Annotated in this window: 19 protein-coding genes; 12 read left to right on the top strand and 7 right to left on the bottom strand. The window is 42.3% G+C overall.

What is annotated here, in order from left to right; all coding sequences use genetic code 11:
- Positions 1 to 4: 4 nt before the first annotated feature.
- From FN815_RS02310 to FN815_RS02295, 4 genes are all read left to right on the top strand, one after another.
- Entirely contained in the window at positions 5 to 1,039 is a 1,035-nt protein-coding gene (locus tag FN815_RS02310; protein ID WP_142452970.1) for an NAD(P)/FAD-dependent oxidoreductase, read from the top strand.
- Positions 1,040 to 1,131: 92 nt separating this feature from the next.
- A complete protein-coding gene (locus FN815_RS02305; protein ID WP_142452969.1) occupies positions 1,132 to 2,874 on the top strand; it encodes an ABC transporter ATP-binding protein in 1,743 nt (580 codons plus the stop codon).
- Between the two features lie 67 nt (positions 2,875 to 2,941).
- The gene (rnz, locus tag FN815_RS02300) at positions 2,942 to 4,216 is read left to right on the top strand and encodes a ribonuclease Z (protein WP_142452968.1); all 1,275 of its coding nucleotides are present in this window, start codon (positions 2,942 to 2,944) and stop codon (positions 4,214 to 4,216) included.
- Positions 4,217 to 4,228: 12 nt separating this feature from the next.
- The gene (locus tag FN815_RS02295) at positions 4,229 to 6,001 is read left to right on the top strand and encodes an ABC transporter ATP-binding protein (RefSeq protein WP_142452967.1); all 1,773 of its coding nucleotides are present in this window, start codon (positions 4,229 to 4,231) and stop codon (positions 5,999 to 6,001) included.
- A 352-nt stretch (positions 6,002 to 6,353) separates the two neighbouring features.
- Here the strand turns inward: FN815_RS02295 and FN815_RS02290 are convergent, their stop codons facing one another.
- The 7 genes from FN815_RS02290 to FN815_RS02260 form a co-directional block, all read right to left on the bottom strand.
- Entirely contained in the window at positions 6,354 to 7,964 is a 1,611-nt protein-coding gene (locus FN815_RS02290) for a methyl-accepting chemotaxis protein (RefSeq protein ID WP_142452966.1), read from the bottom strand.
- Between the two features lie 209 nt (positions 7,965 to 8,173).
- Positions 8,174 to 8,599 carry a substrate-binding domain-containing protein gene (locus tag FN815_RS02285; protein WP_142452965.1) on the bottom strand — a complete coding sequence of 142 codons (426 nt, stop codon included), beginning with the start codon at positions 8,597 to 8,599 and terminating at the stop codon, positions 8,174 to 8,176.
- A 20-nt stretch (positions 8,600 to 8,619) separates the two neighbouring features.
- Positions 8,620 to 9,738 (bottom strand): hypothetical protein, encoded by a 1,119-nt coding sequence (locus tag FN815_RS02280; RefSeq protein ID WP_142452964.1) that lies wholly within the window; start codon positions 9,736 to 9,738, stop codon positions 8,620 to 8,622.
- Between the two features lie 504 nt (positions 9,739 to 10,242).
- Positions 10,243 to 10,668 (bottom strand): substrate-binding domain-containing protein, encoded by a 426-nt coding sequence (locus FN815_RS02275; RefSeq protein ID WP_142452963.1) that lies wholly within the window; start codon positions 10,666 to 10,668, stop codon positions 10,243 to 10,245.
- A gap of 23 nt (positions 10,669 to 10,691) precedes the next feature.
- Positions 10,692 to 11,822 (bottom strand): hypothetical protein, encoded by a 1,131-nt coding sequence (locus FN815_RS02270; protein WP_142452962.1) that lies wholly within the window; start codon positions 11,820 to 11,822, stop codon positions 10,692 to 10,694.
- A gap of 444 nt (positions 11,823 to 12,266) precedes the next feature.
- Positions 12,267 to 12,656 (bottom strand): hypothetical protein, encoded by a 390-nt coding sequence (locus tag FN815_RS02265; protein WP_142452961.1) that lies wholly within the window; start codon positions 12,654 to 12,656, stop codon positions 12,267 to 12,269.
- 22 nt (positions 12,657 to 12,678) lie between these two features.
- The gene (locus tag FN815_RS02260) at positions 12,679 to 13,860 is read right to left on the bottom strand and encodes a hypothetical protein (protein ID WP_142452960.1); all 1,182 of its coding nucleotides are present in this window, start codon (positions 13,858 to 13,860) and stop codon (positions 12,679 to 12,681) included.
- A gap of 430 nt (positions 13,861 to 14,290) precedes the next feature.
- Between FN815_RS02260 and FN815_RS02255 the strand changes: the two genes are divergently transcribed.
- The 8 genes from FN815_RS02255 to coaE all read left to right on the top strand — a co-directional run bounded on the left by FN815_RS02255 (position 14,291) and on the right by coaE (position 21,234).
- Positions 14,291 to 15,049, top strand: coding sequence for a 3-keto-disaccharide hydrolase (locus FN815_RS02255; protein ID WP_142452959.1), 759 nt, complete (start codon positions 14,291 to 14,293; stop codon positions 15,047 to 15,049).
- 108 nt (positions 15,050 to 15,157) lie between these two features.
- Positions 15,158 to 15,421, top strand: coding sequence for a glycine zipper domain-containing protein (locus FN815_RS02250; protein ID WP_142452958.1), 264 nt, complete (start codon positions 15,158 to 15,160; stop codon positions 15,419 to 15,421).
- A 164-nt stretch (positions 15,422 to 15,585) separates the two neighbouring features.
- Positions 15,586 to 16,705 (top strand): peptide chain release factor 2 gene (gene prfB / locus FN815_RS02245; protein WP_142452957.1). Its coding sequence is split into 2 segments (ribosomal slippage): positions 15,586 to 15,651 and positions 15,653 to 16,705, totalling 1,119 coding nucleotides; the frame shifts between segments, so codons are not numbered across the junction.
- Positions 16,689 to 18,278: an L-aspartate oxidase gene (gene nadB, locus FN815_RS02240; protein WP_142452956.1), complete on the top strand. Its 1,590-nt coding sequence runs from the start codon at positions 16,689 to 16,691 to the stop codon at positions 18,276 to 18,278. Before prfB ends, nadB begins: the two co-directional genes overlap by 17 nt.
- Before the next feature lie 342 nt (positions 18,279 to 18,620).
- The gene (locus FN815_RS02235; protein ID WP_142452955.1) at positions 18,621 to 19,610 is read left to right on the top strand and encodes an SDR family oxidoreductase; all 990 of its coding nucleotides are present in this window, start codon (positions 18,621 to 18,623) and stop codon (positions 19,608 to 19,610) included.
- 237 nt (positions 19,611 to 19,847) lie between these two features.
- Positions 19,848 to 20,336 (top strand): addiction module protein, encoded by a 489-nt coding sequence (locus FN815_RS02230; protein ID WP_142452954.1) that lies wholly within the window; start codon positions 19,848 to 19,850, stop codon positions 20,334 to 20,336.
- The gene (locus tag FN815_RS02225) at positions 20,329 to 20,634 is read left to right on the top strand and encodes a type II toxin-antitoxin system RelE/ParE family toxin (RefSeq protein ID WP_142452953.1); all 306 of its coding nucleotides are present in this window, start codon (positions 20,329 to 20,331) and stop codon (positions 20,632 to 20,634) included. Before FN815_RS02230 ends, FN815_RS02225 begins: the two co-directional genes overlap by 8 nt.
- Positions 20,635 to 21,234, top strand: a complete 600-nt coding sequence (gene coaE, locus FN815_RS02220) for a dephospho-CoA kinase (RefSeq protein ID WP_142452952.1) — start codon at positions 20,635 to 20,637, stop codon at positions 21,232 to 21,234.
- Positions 21,235 to 21,255 lie beyond the last annotated feature (21 nt).

Raw genomic sequence — 21,255 nt, 5'->3', positions numbered from 1 at the left:
AACAATGAAGATTGCAATTATAGGAGCAGGTATTTCAGGTTTAGCGGCAGGTAATGAACTTATCAAAGCCGGGCACGAGGTCGTAGTTTTTGAAAAAAGCCGTGGTTATGGCGGTCGTCTCGCCACCCGCTATGCCGGTAAAGATAATCAGGCGAAACTGGATCATGGGGTAACCTATTTTCAGGCCAAAGATCCGGAATTTCTCGAACTCGTAAATAAATATTCCGAGAAAGGAATTCTAACCACCTGGGATGGAAATTTTGCTCATCGCGATGCCAAAGGCAACATCAAAAGTAAAGAGGCTGATACGCCTTATTATTATGCGCCCGGCGGAATGAATGAGTTTTGCAAACAATTTGGACGCATGCTGGATGTCCGCATGGAAGAAAAAGTAAGCGGCTTGACTCATATTGGTGAGAATCGTACCAAGAAACGCAGCTGGATGCTAAATTTTCCTACTGCTTTAACCGAAGGTGCCGATGCCGTAATTATTACTGCTCCGGCTCGCCAGGCGTATGCTCTTATAAATACAACTATAGACGAAATTGAGACCCTTAAGCTGATTCGGGAGATTGATGAGGTGGAATACGAATCTCAATTTTCACTGATGGCCGGCTATCTTGCCGATACAGAGATGCCAGAATGGAATGCACTGGAGTGTGATGATGAAATAATTCAATGGATTTCCAACGAGTACACCAAAAGAAAGGAAGATTCCAATAAAGCACTGGTGGTACAAACTACTTGGGAGTTTGCCAAAAAACATGCAAATGAAGAGCGTGAAAAAGTTCAGGAAATCATTTTAGATCGTCTCGCACAAATATTGGACGGTTGGGCTGCATTACCTGAATGGAAAAGCCTTCACTACTGGAAATACAGCCGGGCTATTAATCCTTTACCACATGATTTTATGGAAATTATGGGCAAAGAAACACCTCTTGCTTTGGTTGGAGCTTATATGAACGGAAATACCGTAGAATCCGCTTATCTTTCTGGTGTGAGGCTGGGTCAAAAATGGGTTAACCGATTTGACAGCTGAAAACCTGTTATAAATATAAATAGAGACAATCCCTGTAAGGTTTGGGTGCGCTAAAAGAGTTAAATAAATATTTAAGAAAGTATAAGAGTACCATGATTCTTGGTACTCTTTTTCTGACGGCTTCGAACTTTTTCTTGGTGTGGATTCCGGTATATATTCGCCGCACGATGGATCAGGTTGAAGCCCTTGGTGAAGAAGGATTTGACGTGCCCTCAAGCATTGTGCAAACTCTATTTTCTACGGAAGCTTCAAAAATCCTCGCAACCAATTCTCTGATCTTGATAGGTACAGTGGCACTGTATGGTATTCTCTTATTTGCCACTCGCCAGACACTTATCGTAACCTCCCGCAGGGTAGAGTTTGATATCCGCAATGATATCGTTAAAAAACTTATGAACCTGCCACAACGTTACTATGCCGAAAATTCTTCTGGCGAGACCTACGTGCGGGCTACTGAGGATGTTTCCAAGGTTCGGGACTATTATGGCCCGGTTATTATGTATAGCATTAATACCATAACCAGGGCTGGTTTTGTGCTTACCATGATGTTTATTGTGAATCCTGAACTTACGTTGTGGGCCTTAATTCCTCTACCGCTGATCTCATTTTTTGCATATTGGATTACCGGCTATATCCATACGCATTCAACTATTATTCAGGAGCAATATTCTACTTTGGCCGGGCGGGCTAAAGAGACTTTTTCAGCTATACGATTGATTCAGTCCTACAACCGTACCGATCACGAACAAAAATTGTTTGAAGAAGAAAGTGAACAGTATCGCAAGAAAAAATTACGGCTGGATGCTATTGAATCAATGTTTCATCCTGCTCTGAACTTTTTGATTGGGCTATCCCTCATTATTGTGATTTGGAAGGGAGGGGGCATGGTAATCGAAGGCACTTTAACTGTTGGTAACATTGCTGAGTTTTTGATTTATGTGGCTTACCTGATTTGGCCTGTAGCCGCTTTGGGATATACTACCAATCGCTTTCAGCGTTCGCTCGCTTCATGGAACCGCATTGAAGAGCTAATGAATGAACCGAACTACATCGAAGACGACGAACACAGTGTGGATGGTGAAATTAACGGAGATATTGAATTCAAAAACGTATCGTTTTCATACCCCGGTTCTGATGAAAAAGTACTTGAGAATATCAGTTTTAAAATAAAATCAGGGGAGAATATTGCTATAGTAGGCCGTACCGGTTCTGGAAAAACTACCTTGGTACAGCTCATTCCACGTTTGTTTGATCCGGTTGAGGGAAAAATCCTTTTGGATGGGGAAGATCTTAAAAAGTGGAAATTAGAAGCAATTAGGGACGCTGTGGGTTTCGTTCCTCAGGAAACATTCTTATTTTCAGACACTATAGGAGATAATATAGCGTTTGGTGTAAATGAAGCCGATGAAAAGCAAATTGAACATGCGGCAGAAAAGGCACAGGTAAAAGAGAATATTTTGGAATTTGAGAAAAAATTTAAGACTATGCTTGGTGAGCGGGGTATTACATTATCAGGTGGCCAAAAACAACGCACGGCCATCGCAAGAGCTCTGATTAAGGATCCCCGTATTTTGGTTTTCGATGACTCGCTAAGTGCCGTTGATACGAAAACAGAAGAAGCAATTTTAAAGCATTTAAGGCAAGAGCTCAGCGGTAGAACTACCATTATGATCAGCCATCGGATTTCAACGATAAAAGATGCTGATAAAATATATTATATAGAAGAAGGACGTATCGTGGAGTCTGGCACACACGAGCAATTACTGGCTGAAAACGGCCGATATAGTGCCATGCATAACAAACAATTACTTGAAGAAGAATTGGCAGAAATATAAAAACAACCGGGGCTGTTTGTATGATAGCAAAGCCCCTTAAAAATGATACATTACGGGAGATAAAACAATGATCGTAGTACCTTTAGGAGTAGCCTCGGCAACCCCAACCGCCGTGCGCCATTTACCCTCAGTAGCTTTATGGAGAGAAGGGAGTGTCTTTCTTTTCGACTGTGGCGAAAATACCCAAATGCGCATGTTGCAAGCCGGCATCAAGAGGTCAAAAATAGAAGCTATTTTTATAACACATTTTGATGTAGACCACTTTTCCGGCATTCTGGGACTTTTGGCTACCCTGCAATTGCAACGCAGAGACAAGGACTTAAATATCATCGGTCCGAAAGGCATTAAGGAGTATGTTGAATACAATCTGAAATTTGCTAACATCGATCCTACCTATACCATCAATTACAACGAAATTGATGAAGATATTGAATCGGAAAAGGTTTTAGATGCTGATGAATATTATGTAGAGGCTCGCCCTCTGAACCACACTAAGTTTTGTGTGGGATACCGGTTCCAGGAGAAAGACAAACCCGGAAAAGTTGATGCTGATAAAGCTGAAAAGATGGGTATCAACAAAGATGAGCAGTTTAAAGAGCTCAAAGCCGGAAATGATGTCACTCTGGATGACGGAACGGTGGTTAAATCGTATGATATTGTTGGGCATCCTCGTCCTGGCGATAGTTTCGCTTACGTCACAGATACCAAGTACACCCCCAATGCGGTGAAACTGGCTATGAATACCAACATCCTTTATCATGAGGCAACCTTCGGAAAAGATCTGGAAGACAAAGCCCGTGAAACCGGTCACTCTTCAACTGCCGATGCTGCTCGTGTAGCTACCGAAGCTCAAACCAAATTGTTGGTAATCGGGCACTTCTCGGCACGCTACACCAATGCTCATGACTTATTGAAGGAAGCGCGCGAAGGATTTTATCCCGCATGGCTTGCCAACGAATTGCGTCCAATATTCACCGATCCAATGCATGAGCGTGGAATTATCAGCGCCAAAGTTGAGTTGAAAGAGCTGAACAAGAAAGGTGGTGGCGGCAGCAGTAACTACCGTGGCAAGAAAAACCATAAAGGCGGCAGCAGTAACAAGAAGAAGAAATTCCGCAGCCGTAAAAGCAGTGGCAGTTCTTCCAGCCGAGGAAAAAGCAGCTCCAGAAGCAGCAGTTCCAGCCGGTCAAGCAGCAGCCGTGGTAAAAGTGATAACTACAAGCGCAAAACTTACGGAAGCAGCACCTATAGTTCTGGAATAAAAGATAAAGATGACGATTCTACTTCAAACCATCGAAAAATCACTCCAAGATCATCCTATGATGATTTTGACAGATTCTAAGACTAAAATTACGTGAGTAAAAAACAATCTGAAGCCGTCGATACCACACTGATTCGGCGGCTTTATTTTTTTCTAAAACCCTACCGCTGGTATGTGCTGTTGGCCATAGCACTTACGTTGTCAGCTTCTTACCTGGGAACCATCCGTCCTAAGCTTACCCAAATTGCGGTTGATGAATATATCAAAACGGACGATTACGAAGGTCTTTGGTGGATCATAACGCTGCTGGGAGGAGCTTTACTTGGCGAATTTATACTGTTGGTATTCAATACCTACCTGACGCGCTGGTTTGGCCAGAATACACTCTATTCGCTTCGTAATACCGTTTTTAAAAAAATACAGTCACTAAACATCCAGTTTTTTGACAAGAACCCCATTGGACGCCTGATTACCCGAACCACTAGTGATATTGAAGCGCTCAGTGAGTTATTATCTGATGGAGTAGTTACCATCATTGGCGACCTGTTCCGGATAATCTTTATCCTGTACTTCATGTTCAGCATGAGCTGGGAACTGAGTATTGTTACCCTGACGGTGTTGCCCATTCTTTTCTACGCCACCTTCTGGTTTAAAGCCAAAGTTAGGGTCACTTTTCTTGAAGTGAGGGATAAGATCTCCCAATTAAATTCTTTTGTGCAGGAACATATCAATGGAATGGATGTCGTACAGCTGTTCAATCGCCAGGAAAAACAGCAGGAGAAGTTTAAGAAGATTAACGCCGGTCACCGTGACGCATATATAGAAACCATTTTCTACTTTGCCATATTCTGGCCTATTGTTGAAGTGACTGCGAGCCTGGCTATGGCACTAATTGTATGGTATGGCGGCGCGAGGGCGCTTATGGACGGGGTTACCTTTGGTGTATTGCTGGCCTTTATTCAATATGCGCGGCAGTTCTTCAGGCCGATTCAGGGCTTATCTGAAAAGTTCAATACGCTGCAATCTGCATTGGCTTCTTCCGAACGAATATTTGGGGTATTGGATACCGAAACGCAGGTGAAGGAAACCGAGAATCCCAAAACAATTGAAAATCCACAAGGCAAAATCGAATTTGAAAACGTCTGGTTTAAGTACAATCCTGATGAAGACTATGTGTTGAAAGATGTTTCTTTCACTGCTGAGTCGGGAGATGATATTGCTATTGTTGGCGCTACCGGGGCTGGAAAAACCACTATCATAAATATCTTGCTGCGCTTCTACGATATAGAAAAAGGAAGCATTAAGCTGGATGGCGTTGATATTCGCGAGTTAAGCCTCTATGAATTACGATCTCACTTTGGCTTAGTATTGCAGGACAATACCTTATTTTCGGGAACCATCCTTGACAATATCACCCTTGGCCATCCGGATATTACCCGTGATGAGGTTATTGAAGCTGCTCACAAAGTAGAAGCACACCGGTTCATTGAAAAATTACCAAACAGCTATGATTATGAGCTTCAGGAACGTGGGGCGTCTTTATCAATGGGACAGAGGCAGCTTATTTGCTTTGTTCGGGCCTTGGTGTACAATCCTGAAATTTTGATACTGGACGAAGCGACGTCCAGCGTAGACTCCGAAACGGAAGCTCTGGTAACCCAAGCCAGTAACCTGATGATGGAAGGGCGCACCTCCATTGTGATTGCCCACAGGCTTTCGACGATACAGCATGCCGATACTATTTTGGTGATGCACAAAGGGGAAATCCGTGAATCGGGTAGTCATCAGGAGCTTATCCTTAAGGACAAAGGCATCTACAAGAAGCTATATGAATTGCAGTACAAAGATCAGCTTGTCTCTAAATAACGCGTTTATATCGAACTCACTAATTGGGTAAGTACCGCATAGACTGGTTCAACCGTCCCGCTTGGATCATTATTCTATTCACAAAGATGTTCGTTTACAACATTACCACAAGCGGGACGCTTGCGGTAGGGGGTAAATTGGTGAGGGTGTTTGAACCAGAATTCCTGCTAACTCATCTTGCACATTCTGAAAAATAAACTCAAAAAGAAAAACCATTAGACTCCTTCTTTCCTGATGATGACTTGCAGGTATACGAGTAACCTTGCATCATTTCCAGTTGCAGAGAAATCTAATGGCCCATCGAAAAGCCGCAGGCAGCTTATAAGCTGAACCTGCGGACTAAAACATTTGCTTAAAAGCTAAATTCTGGCTTACGATGCCCGTTTACCTGCTTAGGACGTTTAGGAAGTGTTTTTTTAGGAACCGGAGGCATTGAAAAGTCATTATCGTCCATATCAGCCTGTAGGTGTTCTCTGTCTATACGATAATAGGCAATGGATTTCTTGAGGCGCTCTGACTGGTTCAGTAGCTGGGCTGCAGATGCTGCCAGCTCTTCACTGGAGGCAGCACTATTTTGAGCCAGCTCATTTAGCTGCTGAATGGACTGGTTAACCTGGTTTGCACCCTCACTTTGCTCATCACTGGCATGGGATATTTGTTGCACCAGCTTAGAAGTCTCTTCCATCTTGGGAATGGTATCAAACATAACCTCTCCGGCTTTAGAAGAGAGGGCATAGGCCATTTGCGTGAGTTCCACAATTTCTTCACCTACCGTCTTGCTCTTCTCGGCAAGATCTTGAACTTCCGTTGCTACCACGGCAAAACCTTTACCGGCTTCACCGGCACGTGCGGCTTCAATAGCAGCATTAAGTGCAAGGATATTGGTTTGGAATGCGATCTCATTAATCTGGTTGATTCGCTTAGTGATAGTTTTATTAGCGGCGATCGATTCTTTTGATTTCTCACCAACATCTTTAAGACGAGTATTAGCCTCACCAGAAATGAGGTTGGTCTGTTGTGCATTTTGCGCATTTTGTCGGATATTGGCAGAAACCTGTTCCATGGTACTGGAAATTTCCTCCACAAACTCCGCTTGTTCATTAGAACCACGCGCCATCTGGTTGGATGTCTCTTCCAACTGGCGACTGATTTCAGATATTTGGTCAGATTCACCTTGTACGCCCACAATCACTTCACGTAATCGACTTGTGAGATTATCAACGGCTCGTGATATATCTCCAATTTCATCTTTTCTCTTGAGATATTTTTGGGGGATTTCAACTCCCAAGTCACCGTCAGAAAGATTGGATATTTTATTTACGGTTTTGCGTAATGCCCCCGATATAGCCTGGGAAAGTAAAAAGGAAATCCCAATAAAGAGGGCAAGGCTTATGTACAGAACTGAGTTGATGGTTTGCGAGAGGTTACCAAGCTGTGCACGTGCATTTTCAAATGACTGGCTTACTGCCAGGCTTGAAGCTTTCTTCAGCAGACCTTTGAGTACTTCCTGTTCCGCTATCATAGCTTGAACGTTGGTACTAACATCTTCAGAGAAGTCCTGCTGAATCATCAATTTTGAAGCTTTTACTCCATAATCGTAATATGAACTAAAAGTCAGAATTGTGCTGTCGAGAACGGCATAGTCTTTATCTGCCTTTACTTTTTTTGCACTGTCTGCAAGCATAATAAACTGGTCGGCGAGGGGTTGGGTGTTATCCACGGCCATTTCGTCCTGGGCAGAAACCGCGTCTTGTAATGCTTTTTGGATGGCCGCCTGGGTAGAAATCATGCGGTTAGTATAATCATTGTAGGGTAGGTACGAGTATTGTACTGTATCTAATTCCTTGCTGATCGTTTCGTTACTCCATTGGGTGGTATAGTAAATAACCCCAACTACTAATGTAAAAATGGCTGGAAATACAAGAATCTTGTATCTGAGCCTAATATTGTTAAAAACGTTCATTGCCTAAAATCCTTAAATGTCTAAACCTTTGTAAGTGAAACCTGGTGTGTATAATGTATAGAGGAGAGAGGGGGAGCAGGAGCCTCCTGCCGGGTGATTAATAAGGCCGGGCGGGCCCGATAAGACTTCTCATCTTTATCGTAGAGACCGGATTGGTTGACCCGCCACAGTGCCTTTAATCAGTATATAGAATAGATGCTGAGATGTTATTACTGTACGTTAAGTACTTTAACACCATCAGCTGCAGTGCCATCGGAAATATATCCTACGGCACCAGGGTTTGCTTTCACAAACTCGATTACGTCTGCATCGCTGGAGCGCTCGAGGGGGGCTGTGCCGGCACCAGAGAAAGCTGCTTGCTGCCAGTGGCTACGGATAGCGCCTACACTACGTCCGTGAACTTCTACTGAGAAGGCAACACGGGTTGCAGACTGGGCTTTCAGGTCGATAGGGGTAATATCGGTTCCGTCGGCCCATTTTGTTTTTTCTTTTAAAAAGATATCAGATACCTCTTGCTTAGAGAGGCTTTCGGTTGCATTGGCTTCATTCACAATAACCTGGAATGACTGTGCATAGGCTTCGTTTATAGAAGCGGCAAGAACAAAAAAGAATACTAGTGATAATAAATTTTTCATGTCTGAGTCCTGTAATATGATTAGAATGAGAAGATAAATGCAGCAACAAGGCCATGAATATCATCAGCTTCATTTAAGTAATTGAGATATTCAATTTTGAAAGTTGTTTCAAATGTTGGCTTGTAGTTTAATCCTGCTGTAAGTCGCTCATATTCAAGAGCACCAGCATCCTGGTTTTCGTATCGGAAGTAAGGAGTTACTCGATTGATACGATGGCTCAATTCTGTATAGAAGGTGGTGTAGTCTGGCATATCAGCTTGGGGTGTACTTAACTCAGCTTTCCAAATTTCACCAGTCAATTTGGTATTGTTATACTGAAGTTTAAGGTTCGCACCATAAGTTACTTTTTCCACTTCAATTGTAAATACTTGGGTACCAGCCGGAGATCCAGGATAGAGTTCATCCGCTGCAAAAGTCATCTCGAAATCAACGATTTCGTTGTTTGGATTAAAAAATCCAACGCCTACATCTACGTAGTTTTTAAAAGAGAACCCGACCGTACCGGCATAAGCCATGTTTCTAAAATCTGGAAACTCAATAGGTTCTGCGCCATTCAAAGCGTTGAAGTAGTTCACTTCGTTGCCAAAGAAACCTAAGGCACCTGTTTGTTTGAAAAGGGCGTTGGTATAGGTACCACCGAAAAGGTCGTACTTGAATTTGAAATCTTGTCCGTGAGAACCGTTAAATGAAATTCCATCAATGTTGAGTGGGAAGAATTCATTATTACTCACCAAAATAGGTAGTGTAGCACTGGTGTTTACCGGAGCATAGTAATAGGTATTCATAGGGCTTAAAGCCTGTAAGAAACGTCCCACTTTAACATTTAAGTAGGGATTAAGTACATATTCACCGGAAACCTCATTCAACATTTTGTCAAAAGAATATCCCGGACGATATACGAATACACTTTTAAGAGTAAGATTTGAAAGGGGTTTGTAGTTAATCAAAATACCAGCTTCTGAAACAGCAACGCCGTAGTTATAGTTATATCCTTCGAGGTCATCGAAGTAATTAAATTCGGTGGATGCATATCCAGTAATGTTGGTTTGTGGTTCCCAAACAGTTTGTGCGAAAGCGCTGCTGGTACCGATGACGAATGCACATAGGAATGCTATGATGGTAAATTTATAGTTTGCCATGAGAGTGTTGTATTAAGTTATGTTTTAGCTAACAGTTAGATTGATACACACACGTAGGTCGTGTACTTGTATTCCGTATCAATGGTTGGTTATTATTTTTGCTGAAATCCTAATCTGTGCTAGTTATCGGCATTTTATTGCTCTTACTTAACAGAAATATTAGAGTTTTTTAATAAAAAATATATCAGCCCTTAGCTTTATATTTTTAATACTTTACAAAAGGGGAGTAAGATTGCTGAACTCTTGATTGAGCAATTTTGTCCAATTTTGCGCAAAAATTTATCTTAATAAAAACTGATTTTGGGTATGAGGTAAACTTCATTTCTGACTCAAATAAACTGAGTTTTTTAGCATAGAATCTAGATTGGTTTTTCTATGTGAAGATGAGGAGGAAAAGCGGCAGGATCAGATTTTTTATGTAAATACAAGAAATAAAAAAAGCCGGCTGGTAATATTCTTATTAGAATAAACCAGCCGGCCTGTTTTGCTTTACAGAGATGCTATTTATTGGATAGCAAGTTCTTTAACCTCTGAAATATCTGCGGCAGCAGAAACATAGCCTACGGCACCAGGATTGGCTTTAACAAATTCAATAACGTCTGTATCGCTGGAGCGCTCCAGGGGGGCTGTGCCGGCACCAGAGAAAGCTGCTTGCTGCCAATGGCTACGGATAGCGCCTACGCTGCGTCCATGAACCTCCAGAGAGAAAGCTACGCGTGTTGCAGACTGCGCCTTTAAGTCAATGGGGGTGATGGCAGTCCCATCCGCCCATTTGGTTTGCTCTTTTAAGAAAATTTTAGAGAGATCTTCCTTTGAGATGCTTTCTGCAGCATTAGCTTTATTTACTACAGCCTTAAATTCCTGAGCAGTAGCAGTGTTTAAAGTAATGGTTAACAGAAATATGCTTAATGTTGAAAGTAAGTACTTCATAATAGTGTAATATCTTTTAATTCTTAGAATGAGAATATATATGCTACAACCAATCCGTTGATATTGGTGTCACTGTCATCATGCTTGTACAGCATATATTCAAGCTTAAGGGTTCTTTCAAAACTTGGCTTATAGTTGATACCAGCCGTAATACGATTATAGTCCACGTTGTCGGTTATCTGGGATTCGTACCTGGCGTATGGGGTAAATTTGTTGATACGATGACTTAACTCCACAAAAGATCCTACCAGGTCAATAGTTGAGTTGTCAATTTCTAAATCAGAGAACCAATACTCGCCAATAACTTTGGTATTGTTGTATTGAATTTTAGCGTTGATACCGTAGGTTGCTTTCACTGAATTCACTTCCTGTACTACATAGGTAGCGGGAGAACCAGGGTATAGAGCGTCAGGAGGTAGATTTACGCCAATAGGTAGTTTCTCATCTCTGGGCTTGAAGACGCTAAATCCGGCATCAACAAAGTTTTTGTATGAAATTCCTACATTCCCACCAACCGCAAGGTTGTATGATTTGTTATAAGAAGGATCAATGCTTACCGGATTTCCCATGATTTCTTTTAAATAAGTTACCTCATCGCCAAAAAAACCAACCGGACCGGTTTTCATCCAGGTAGAATTACGATATCCTCCGGCAAATACATCATATTTAAACCGAAAGTCATTTCCTACCGTACCATTCACAGATATACCATCGGTGTTAAGGGGAAAGAATTCATGGTTTGATACCAGAATTGGAAGTGTTGCACTGGTATTTACCGGGGCATAGTAGTAACTGTTCATAGGGCTGAGCGGTAATAAAAATCGCCCAACTTTTATGTTCAGTTTATTGGATAGTGCATACTGCCCATAAGCTTCATTCAACATTTTGTCGAAATCAAAATCAGGACGGTATACAAAAACTCCTTTTAATGAGAATTTGGAAGTGGCTTTGTACGAAATGAGTAGTCCTGCTTCTGACACAGAAACCCCGTAGTTATAATTGTACCCTTCAAGGTCATCAAAATAATTAAACTCGGTAGATACGTATCCGGTGATGTTGGTTTGTGGTTCCCATACCGTTTGTGCATATGTACTGCTTGTACCGAGTACGAATGCACATAAAAATGCGATGATGGTAAATTTATAGTTTGCCATGTGAGAGTTTTGTTAAGTTATGTTTGTTTTAGCTAACAGTTGTATTGACTCACCTTTTTTGGTGTAGTATTAGTGTGCTTGTATCAATATTCCCGTTTATTTTTTGTCGCTGAATCCTAAGATTATTCAGTTTATCGGCAGGATTGTATTCTTTCTTAACTGAATATTCATATTCTTGAATACGGTTATTTTTAAAGCAACTATGTACAGTTTTGAGCAAAATTATTTTTGAGGAGAGCTGATTCTGTGTATTGATTTAAATGGTATTCACCTTCAATAACAGATTTACTGTAGAATGGATTTTGTAGACTCTATTTTTTAAAAACTGTGAATTGAGGAGTTTTGAGAAAATGCTTTGATCGTTCAAAAAAAAGCCGGGAGGTCAAATTCTTTTAAGAATTTACCCACCGGCCTATTTAGCCCTTCTGTAATAGTTAATACTTATTAAATCTCAGGCTCTTTAATTTTGGTAGAACCTGCTGGAGAAGTAAAAGAATCAACCGCATTAGGAGCTATCATAATAAGCTCAATGAAATCTGAATCACCAGCGTAGCACTTAAGTGCCGTAGTTCTTACAACAGGAAATACCGACTGTTGCCAATAGTTATATACAGCTATTGCACTAAGCTCTTTTTCTTCCAGGTCTTTAGGGGTGATTTTAGTTTTATCACCCCATTTCGTTCGTACTTTCAGAAAATTATTAAATAGATCTTCTTCGGAGATACTTTCTGCAATTATGGGTTTATTTATGACAGGTTTAAATTCCTGAGCAGTTGCGGTACCCGAATAAACAGTTAAAAGCAGCATAGTTATTGATGAAAGTAAGTACTTCATAATGATCTCCACTGAAGCAGTCTTAGAATGAGAATATATATGCAACAACCAACCCGTTGATGCTGGTATCAGAGTCATCGTGCTTGTAAAGCATGTATTCAAGCTTGAGGGTACGCTCAAAACTTGGCTTATAATTTAATCCGGCAGAATACCGCTGATACTCTACATCGTTGGTGTGCTGATATTCATAACGGGCGTAAGGGGTGAATTTTTTGATACGCTGACTTGCCTGCACAAACAAACCTTCCAATTCTACATCGCCTCCCTCTGAGAGCAACGTTTTGTTACCATCTCCGGTGAAATCAAATTTTATCGCATCATTTTTGAGATTGCCGGTCCAGTATTCGGCATCAATAGTCGTGTTTCTAAGCTGAACTTTTCCATTTAATCCCCAGGCAGGACGTTCAAACCCGGTGGGTGCCACAATAGCAGTAGCCGGCGAACCCGGATACAAGGCATTTTCAGGAAGGCTAACACTAATAGGTACTTTTTCTTTTTTTGGAGCAAAATAACCAGCACCTATTTCTGCAATAGTTTTATAAGAGAGCCCAATTTTGCCCCCCAATCCAACATTGTATGTACCACTGTAAGAATCATCAATAGTATTTCGCGAGTTTATTTGATTTTTGAAGTAGGGCACTTCCCGTCCAAAAAAGCCCATAGCTCCGGATTTCTTCCAGGTAGAATTTGTGTATCCACCTGCAAAGGCATCATACTTGATTTTGAAAGTATCACCAAAGAATCCATTGAGTGAGATTCCATCAACATTTAGTGGAAAATTCTCGTTGTTTGTTACAATCATTGGCAAAGTTGCACTAGTGTTAACCGGTGCATAGTAGTAAGTATTCATTGGACTCAGCGGAGTTAGAAAACGCCCTATTTTAATATTTAATGCTGAGGATACAGCATACTGTCCGTAAGCTTCATTTAACATTTTATCGAATTCATAATCCGGGCGATATACAAAAACCCCTTTTAGAGTAAAAGCAGAAGTAGCACGATAAGAGATAAGCAATCCCGCTTCTGAAACAGAGGCCCCATAGTTATAATTATAACCGTCAAGATCATCGAAATAGTTAAATTCGGTGGATACGTATCCGGTAATATTAGTCTGTGGCTCCCAAATGCTCTGCGCGTAAACTGCATTGCTCCCCACTACAAGTATAAGAAGTAAAGTTTTGATAGTATTTTGTAATGATTTCATTAAACCAATCTTTTTAATGTAATTATGTTGTTTTTCGATGGGATTCAGGACGTGTGGAACTGAAATCCTAACATTGTTACTTCTTATCGGCATTAAGAGGCAGTTTCTTAACTGAGCAATGGAACGGTGTAAAATCATTAAGCATCTATAAAGCTATGGCATACAAGTTTTTAGAAACTTGACATGAGTAGCGATGATGTTTCTTCCAAAGATGATGTTACCGATACCATAAATATTCGTCACATTTGCGCCTGAAATTTCGAATAGAATGAGTTTTCGAGAGAAGGTATTTTTAGAGTGCTTTGATTTGATTGGAAGTTGAATATTAGCTAACTACTTCTTAGTGAAAGGGCTTGAGCCTTAAAGGTTTGGTTGGATATAAAAAGCTCTTTTGTTTTTATCTTTATACAATTGCGGAGTAAACGTGGTTATGCGCTTAATTTTTTTGTTGGTGATGGGTTTATGGATGGTTCAATCCAATATATATGCACAGGATTCTGTGGATATGCGTCCGGAAGACACCGAATGGTATGAACCGGTTCCTGCTAAGGTAACGCCGGCTGAAACCCATTTCCTGCAGCCTCCTTCAGATGCTATCATTTTATTTAATGGTAATAATTTAGATGCCTGGGAATCCTCAGCAGGTGGTGAGGCCGCATGGATTGTAGAGGGCGATCACTTCACAGTTAAAACGGGTACGGGTGACATTCAAACTAAAAACTCTTTCAAAAGTGTACAGTTCTATATTGAATGGAGATCTCCCGGAAATTTGGATCACAAGGGGCAGGACAGGGGCAATAGTGGAATCTTTTTTCAGAACATTTATGAACTGCAGGTATTGGATGCCTGGGAAAACCCAACGTATGTAAATGGAATGGCCGGGAGCATCTATAAGCAAACACCGCCTCTGGTAAATCCTGCCAAAAAGCCGGGCGAATGGCAAAGCTACAATGTTTCATATACAGCTCCGAAATTTAATGAAGACGGAAGCTTGAATTCTCCTGCCCGTATCACTGTAATCTGGAATGGTGTGGTGGTGCAAAACAATACGGAAATCAAAGGCCATACGCCGTACATTGGGTTACCTGAGTATGGAGCCCATGGAGCGGGACCTATCCGGCTGCAGGATCATAATTCGGAAGTAAGCTATCGGAATATTTGGATAAGAGAACTCGATACCGAGGAATGAAAGCAATTGTACGTTTAATGGAACAATTATGCGGTGATACCGTGTTAATGAAAGCAAAACAGTAAGAAAATATTTAATAGGAACTCACTAAAAAACAAAGGTGTAATTATGGCTGCCTCAACAAATAAGTCAAAGACCAAACAAGATATCGAAGACACCATTTATGATACAACCGAGGCTTTACAGGAAAGAGCCGAACAAACGTATGATGCATTGCTTGACCGGCTGCGTTACGAACGCGACGGACTGGAGCGGGAATTAAAGCATGAATATCGCAACGCCCGTCGTTATGTACGCGCACATCCTGAACAAGGACTCGGTCTTGCTTTTGCAGCAGGATTGGTTATTGGTGCTTTGATCACCAGAAAATAATTAGCTAAACACATGTGAAATTGAGGCGGTGAATTAAGATATTCTCACCGCCTTTTATTCTGTTTATCAGATGTGTAGAACAATGTCCCAAACTGAATAAATGGATTTGTATTCTATCATGAATACAGCAGACCAAATATTTATTTCATCTTTAAGTAACTATAATGGCAGTTAATACCGACCATGTAAACGAACTCTTCGAGCGTGTGGACGCGCTCAGGGGGTATCTTTGACTACGAAAAAAGAAAAGTCCGTATAATAGAGCTTACCGAACAAACACAGAACCCGGCTTTTTGGGATGATCCCGATAAAGCACAAGCCATCATGAAACAGCTCAACCATGAAAAAAGTCTGGTTGAAGGCTGGGACAAACTAGATGAGCTTCGCGAAAGCATCAACGTTTATTTCGAATTCCAGGAAATGGGAGAAGAAGTGGATGCTGAGCTGGAAGCAGAAGTGAAAAACCTGGAAAAGCACCTCGAAGAAATGGAGCTCCGCAATATGTTGAGCGGAGAAGACGATCACCGGGATGCCATTGTGACTTTCAACCCCGGGGCTGGCGGCACAGAAAGCCAGGATTGGGCCGAAATGCTGTATCGTATGTACACCCGATGGGCCAACAAAAACGACTTCAAAGTTGCTGTCGTAGATTACCAGGATGGCGATGTAGCCGGACTCAAAAGCGCCACCATTGAGGTACAGGGTGATAATGCCTATGGATTTTTGAAAGCGGAAAGCGGGGTGCACCGATTGGTTCGCGTTTCCCCATTTGACAGCAATGCGCGTCGTCATACCTCTTTTTGTTCCGTATTTGTAGCGCCGCTTATTGATGATACCATTGAAGTGAACATCAATGAAAGCGAGGTGGAGCTGCAGCGCTTCCACTCCAGTGGAGCCGGCGGGCAGAATGTAAACAAAGTGGAAACCGGTGTTCGATTAGTATGGGAAGGGGAACTTTCCGATGGAAGCACGGAACGAGTGGTGGCCGAGTGTCAGCAGGAGCGGTCTCAGTTGCAGAACCGCGAGAAAGCAATGGTGTTGCTAAAATCCCGCATTTACGAGCTGGAAAAAGAAATTAAAGAAGCCGAAAAGGCGAAACTGGAAGGATCCAAAAGCAAAAACGAGTGGGGTTCTCAAATACGCAGTTATGTGTTTGATGACCAGCGCGTTAAAGATCACCGTACCAATTACGAAACCAGCGATGTAGACGGAGTGATGGACGGAGATCTGGACGAATTTATTAAAGCCTATCTCTTGCAAGATCAGGATGCAGAACAAGTATAAGTACGATTTCCTTGTCATCGGCAGCGGCCTCGCAGGGCTAACTTTTGCCCTGAAGGCCGCCGAGCATGGAAGCGTAGCTATCATCACCAAAAAAGAAATGATGGAGGCTAACACAGCCTACGCTCAGGGTGGTATAGCCGGTGTTCTGACTAAGCACGATTCTTTTGAAAAACATATAGCCGATACGCTGGAAGCCGGGGCCGGGCTTTGCAACAGGGAAGCGGTGGAGCTGGTGGTGAAAGAAGGTCCGCGCCTGATCAATGAGCTGATCGATCACGGCGTACAGTTTACCAAGAAAAATGGAAAACTGGACTTGGGACGCGAAGGCGGTCATTCCGAAAACCGTATTGTACATGCTGCCGATGCCACCGGTTTCGAGGTTGAATCGGTGATGGTGCGTAAGGTGAAGAATCATCCCAATATTGAGATTCATGAACATCACTTTGTGATGGAATTGCTGACCGAACATCACTTGGGCGAAAAAGTAAAAAAGCTGGATCAAATCCACTGTTTTGGAGCCTACGTGCTGGATGAAAAAGCCGATGAAGTCCGCCGTATACTGGCTAAAGTCACTGTATTGGCCGCCGGGGGAGCCGGAATGGTCTATCAACATACTACTAATCCTCCAGTGGCTACAGGTGATGGCATCGCGATGGCTTACCGCGCCAAAGCCAAAATTGAGAACATGGAATTTGTTCAGTTTCATCCCACCAGCCTGGCTATTCCGGAAGCCGGTTCTTTTCTGATTTCCGAGGCAGTGAGAGGATTTGGCGGCATTTTACGCAATGCGGATGGGGTTGCTTTTATGGAGCAATACGATGAACGCAAGGAATTGGCTCCCCGTGATATAGTAGCCCGTGCGATCGATGATCAGCTTAAAAAAAGAGGCGAGGACCATGTCTTTCTCGACGTCACCCATCTGGATGCAGAAGCGGTGAAAGAAGAGTTTCCTACCATTTATGAAACTTGTTTAGAGTATGGACTGGATATCACCGAAGACCAAATTCCGGTGGTACCTGCTACTCATTACACTTGCGGTGGCGTTTCTACGAACCTGAAGGGCGAAACCTCCATCGCTCAATTGTATGCATGCGGGGAAGTCGCTTGCACGGGGTTGCACGGAGCAAATCGTTTGGCTTCCAATAGCTTATTGGAATCACTTGTATTCGCAGACCGTGCGGTAGATACCGCTATTCAGGAAATTGGAAAACTGCGTCTAAACGAAGTAATACCAGAATGGGATGAAAGTGGTACGGAGAATACCGAAGAATGGGTGCTGGTTTCTCATAACAGGGAGGAACTTCGTCGTGTGATGTCGGATTATGTAGGCATTGTGCGCAGTAACCTCCGCCTGGAGCGAGCTATGCGCAGGGTGGAGCTACTGAATGATGAAGTGGAAGACTTCTACGACCGAACGCGAGTAAGTGTGCCTCTTTGTGAATTGCGTAATTTGATTTGTGTGGGATACCTGATTATCCGGTCAGCCCTGCAGCGAAAAGAAAGCCGCGGATTGCATTATACGACCGATTATACTGAGTTAGCGGATAAAGTTGTTTCTACCGTAATTGGGTGATGAGGTATTAGTTATTAGTGTTTAGTTTTGAGTTCTTAGAAAGTATTTGAGCTGCTGTAGAATCCATCATTCCGTTTTCCATAAACGAGGGCACTTAATTTTTTTTGGTGAGAAATGGGGTAATGGATGGGAGCGTATGACTTCAACTGGCTGAATTTTTATAACGTCCTATGGCCAAACTCCATCACCTGCCTCTGGTGTAAATCAGCTTTATTATCCTTTTATGAATGAGCCGAATGATGAAACTTACAAAGTTCTCGAGTTTTCAAGCTTTTTGTGAGACTAAGCCACACATTTCGTACCATTAACTTGCACCTAAAACCTTGAACCTAAAACCTCTCCATGAAAGTACTCTTCATTGGTGGCACCGGAAATATCAGCACCTCAGTAAGTCATTTAGCCGTTCAGCAGGGCATTGATTTGTTTTTGTTGAACCGCGGTAAAACTAAGGTGGATATTCCAGGCGCTAAAGTTATTACCGGGGATATCTACCGTCCCGGAACCATTCGTGATAAGCTGGCGGAGCATGAGTGGGATGTGGTGGTGAATTGGATTGCCTTCACCCCGGAGCACGTGCAAACCGATATTGATCTCTTTGCCGGCAAGACCAAGCAGTACATTTTCATCAGCTCGGCTTCTGCGTATCAGAAACCAGCTACGGGTTTTATGATTGATGAATCCACGCCGCTGCACAATCCCTGGTGGCAGTATTCCCGGGATAAAATTGATTGCGAAAACCTGTTGATGGATGCTTATCGAAAAGATGGATTTCCAGTGACCATTGTACGTCCTTCGCATACCTACGACAAACGTATTCCCGTAGCCATTGGCGGATGGGAAGAATACACCGTCATCGACCGGATGAAAAAGGGGCAGAAGGTAATTATTCACGGCGATGGTACGTCTCTATGGACGCTCACCCATTCCGAGGATTTTGCTAAAGGATTTAATGGATTACTGGGACATCCCCGAGCCATCGGTCAGGCTGTACAACTCACTTCAGATGAAGTACTCACCTGGAACGAAATCTACCAAACCGTAGCCGATGCGGCCGGGGCAGAGCTCAATGCTGTTCATATTTCTTCCGATTTCATTGCCAAAGTAGCCCCTGAAGAAAAAGACGGTTTGTTGGGCGATAAATCACATTGTGCCGTATTTGATAACTCCAAAATCAAGAAACTGGTACCCGGCTTCCAGGCTACGATTCCATTCCGGGAAGGCATCCGCCGGACACTGGATTGGTTTGAAGCCGAGCCAGAGCGCATGAAAGTTGATCCCGAGACCAATGCACGGATGGATAAGATTATCGAAGCCTGGGAAGGGAAGATCTGAGAATTAGAAGATTACTTGAAAAGTAATGTCCGTTCAAAGAACGGCAAAGGAATACACTTTCGAGCAATGTCATTCTGAACGAAGACTTTTGAAACGAAGTGAAAAAGCGTAGAGAAGAATCTCTCTGATACGGTAACAATTTTTTGTTAGAATTACCCCGAACCCTGGAAGGGGTTTAAACCTTTCCAGGGTTGATGTAATGGTTGCATTAATTTCTTTTTAAAATCATATTGCATCATGGAAACAGAAAAACTAAGAGAACGTCTTAAAGAGGAAATACAGCAACTTGAGGGAGATCTGTTGCAATACATTTCAATGTTCATTTATAACTGGACAGAAGGTTCCTGGACGCCACCTCCGCTAACCGATGAGCAACTGGAGGAAATTAAAAGGCGAGCAGAGGAAATTGAGCACGGAGAGGTTGAAATGATAAGTTCGGAGGAACTCTGGAAAAGTCTTAAAGAGAAATATGGTTTTGTGCGGGAAGATCAGGAAGAGTATTTATTGGAAAGGGAGCAGGAAGAAAAAGAAGATCTGAGACGTATGTTGGATGAACTAAACCGTAAGCATTTGATATGGATTGAAGTCTTTTTGGAGAGTCACCGTAGCTCGTCAGGATGGGAAGAGTTGCCGGAGGCAGCCAAGGCTTCAATTCTGAGGGGGAAGGAAGATGCCAAAGCCGGAAGACATTCGGATGCTTTTAAATATCTGAAAGAGCATGGATGATCATAACTTTTCTGTTCGTCTTACCGAGGAATCCAAGGAAAATTACCAGCAGATTAAAACCTATTTGATTAGTGAATTTGGGGTACAGGTTTTCAATTTTTTTAGTGAAAAGTTCTTGGGTAGCTTGTCATTGATATCAGTTAATCCTCATTTATTTCCAGTTTTTGATAAAGCTAAAAATATACACAAGGCTGTAATCAGAAAGGAAGTGTCTATTTTTTATGAAATTAATGAAAAAGAAAATGAGGTTATAATTCTTTCTATTTTTGATAATCGAAAAGATACACCAGACTTTTAAATGATCACAGTTGGCATAACAGGCGGTATCGGTTCAGGCAAAACCACTTTTTGCAAGGAGTGGGAAACACAGGAGGATGTGTTTGTACTTTATGCCGATGATTTTGCCAAAGAACTCATGCAAACTGACCCGGAGCTCATCCAACAGATAAAAAATACTTTCGGGGATGAATCTTATGATCAAGAAGGTAATTTAAATCGACCATATCTGGCGACAGAAGCGTTTGAAAAGGGAAGGGTGGAGGAACTCAACGGACTGGTTCATCCGGTGCTTTGGAAACGGACAGAAGAGCTTATCAGGGAGAAAAAGAAGGAGGGGATTAACGTTTTTGCCAAAGAGGCTGCTATTTTGTTGAATGACGGCCGGCCCGAAAACCTGGATTATGTCATCCTGCTTATGGCTGATGAAGACCTGAGGGTGGAACGAACCCTGGAGAGAGACCAATCATCACACCAAAAAATTGAAGAACGCATGAACAAACAGCCTGATTTTGAATCACTTACCCATCTGGCTGATTTTGTAGTGATGAACGATGGAAGCCTGAAAGAGCTGAAAACCAAGGCCTTTAGTATCCTCAAAAAAATCAAACAAATTGACTAATTAGAATTTTCCTACACTGGA

It is taken from the genome of Gracilimonas mengyeensis, assembly GCF_900182705.1.
Lineage (GTDB): Bacteria > Bacteroidota > Rhodothermia > Balneolales > Balneolaceae > Gracilimonas > Gracilimonas mengyeensis.
This window is presented reverse-complemented; position numbering and strand designations above follow the sequence as displayed.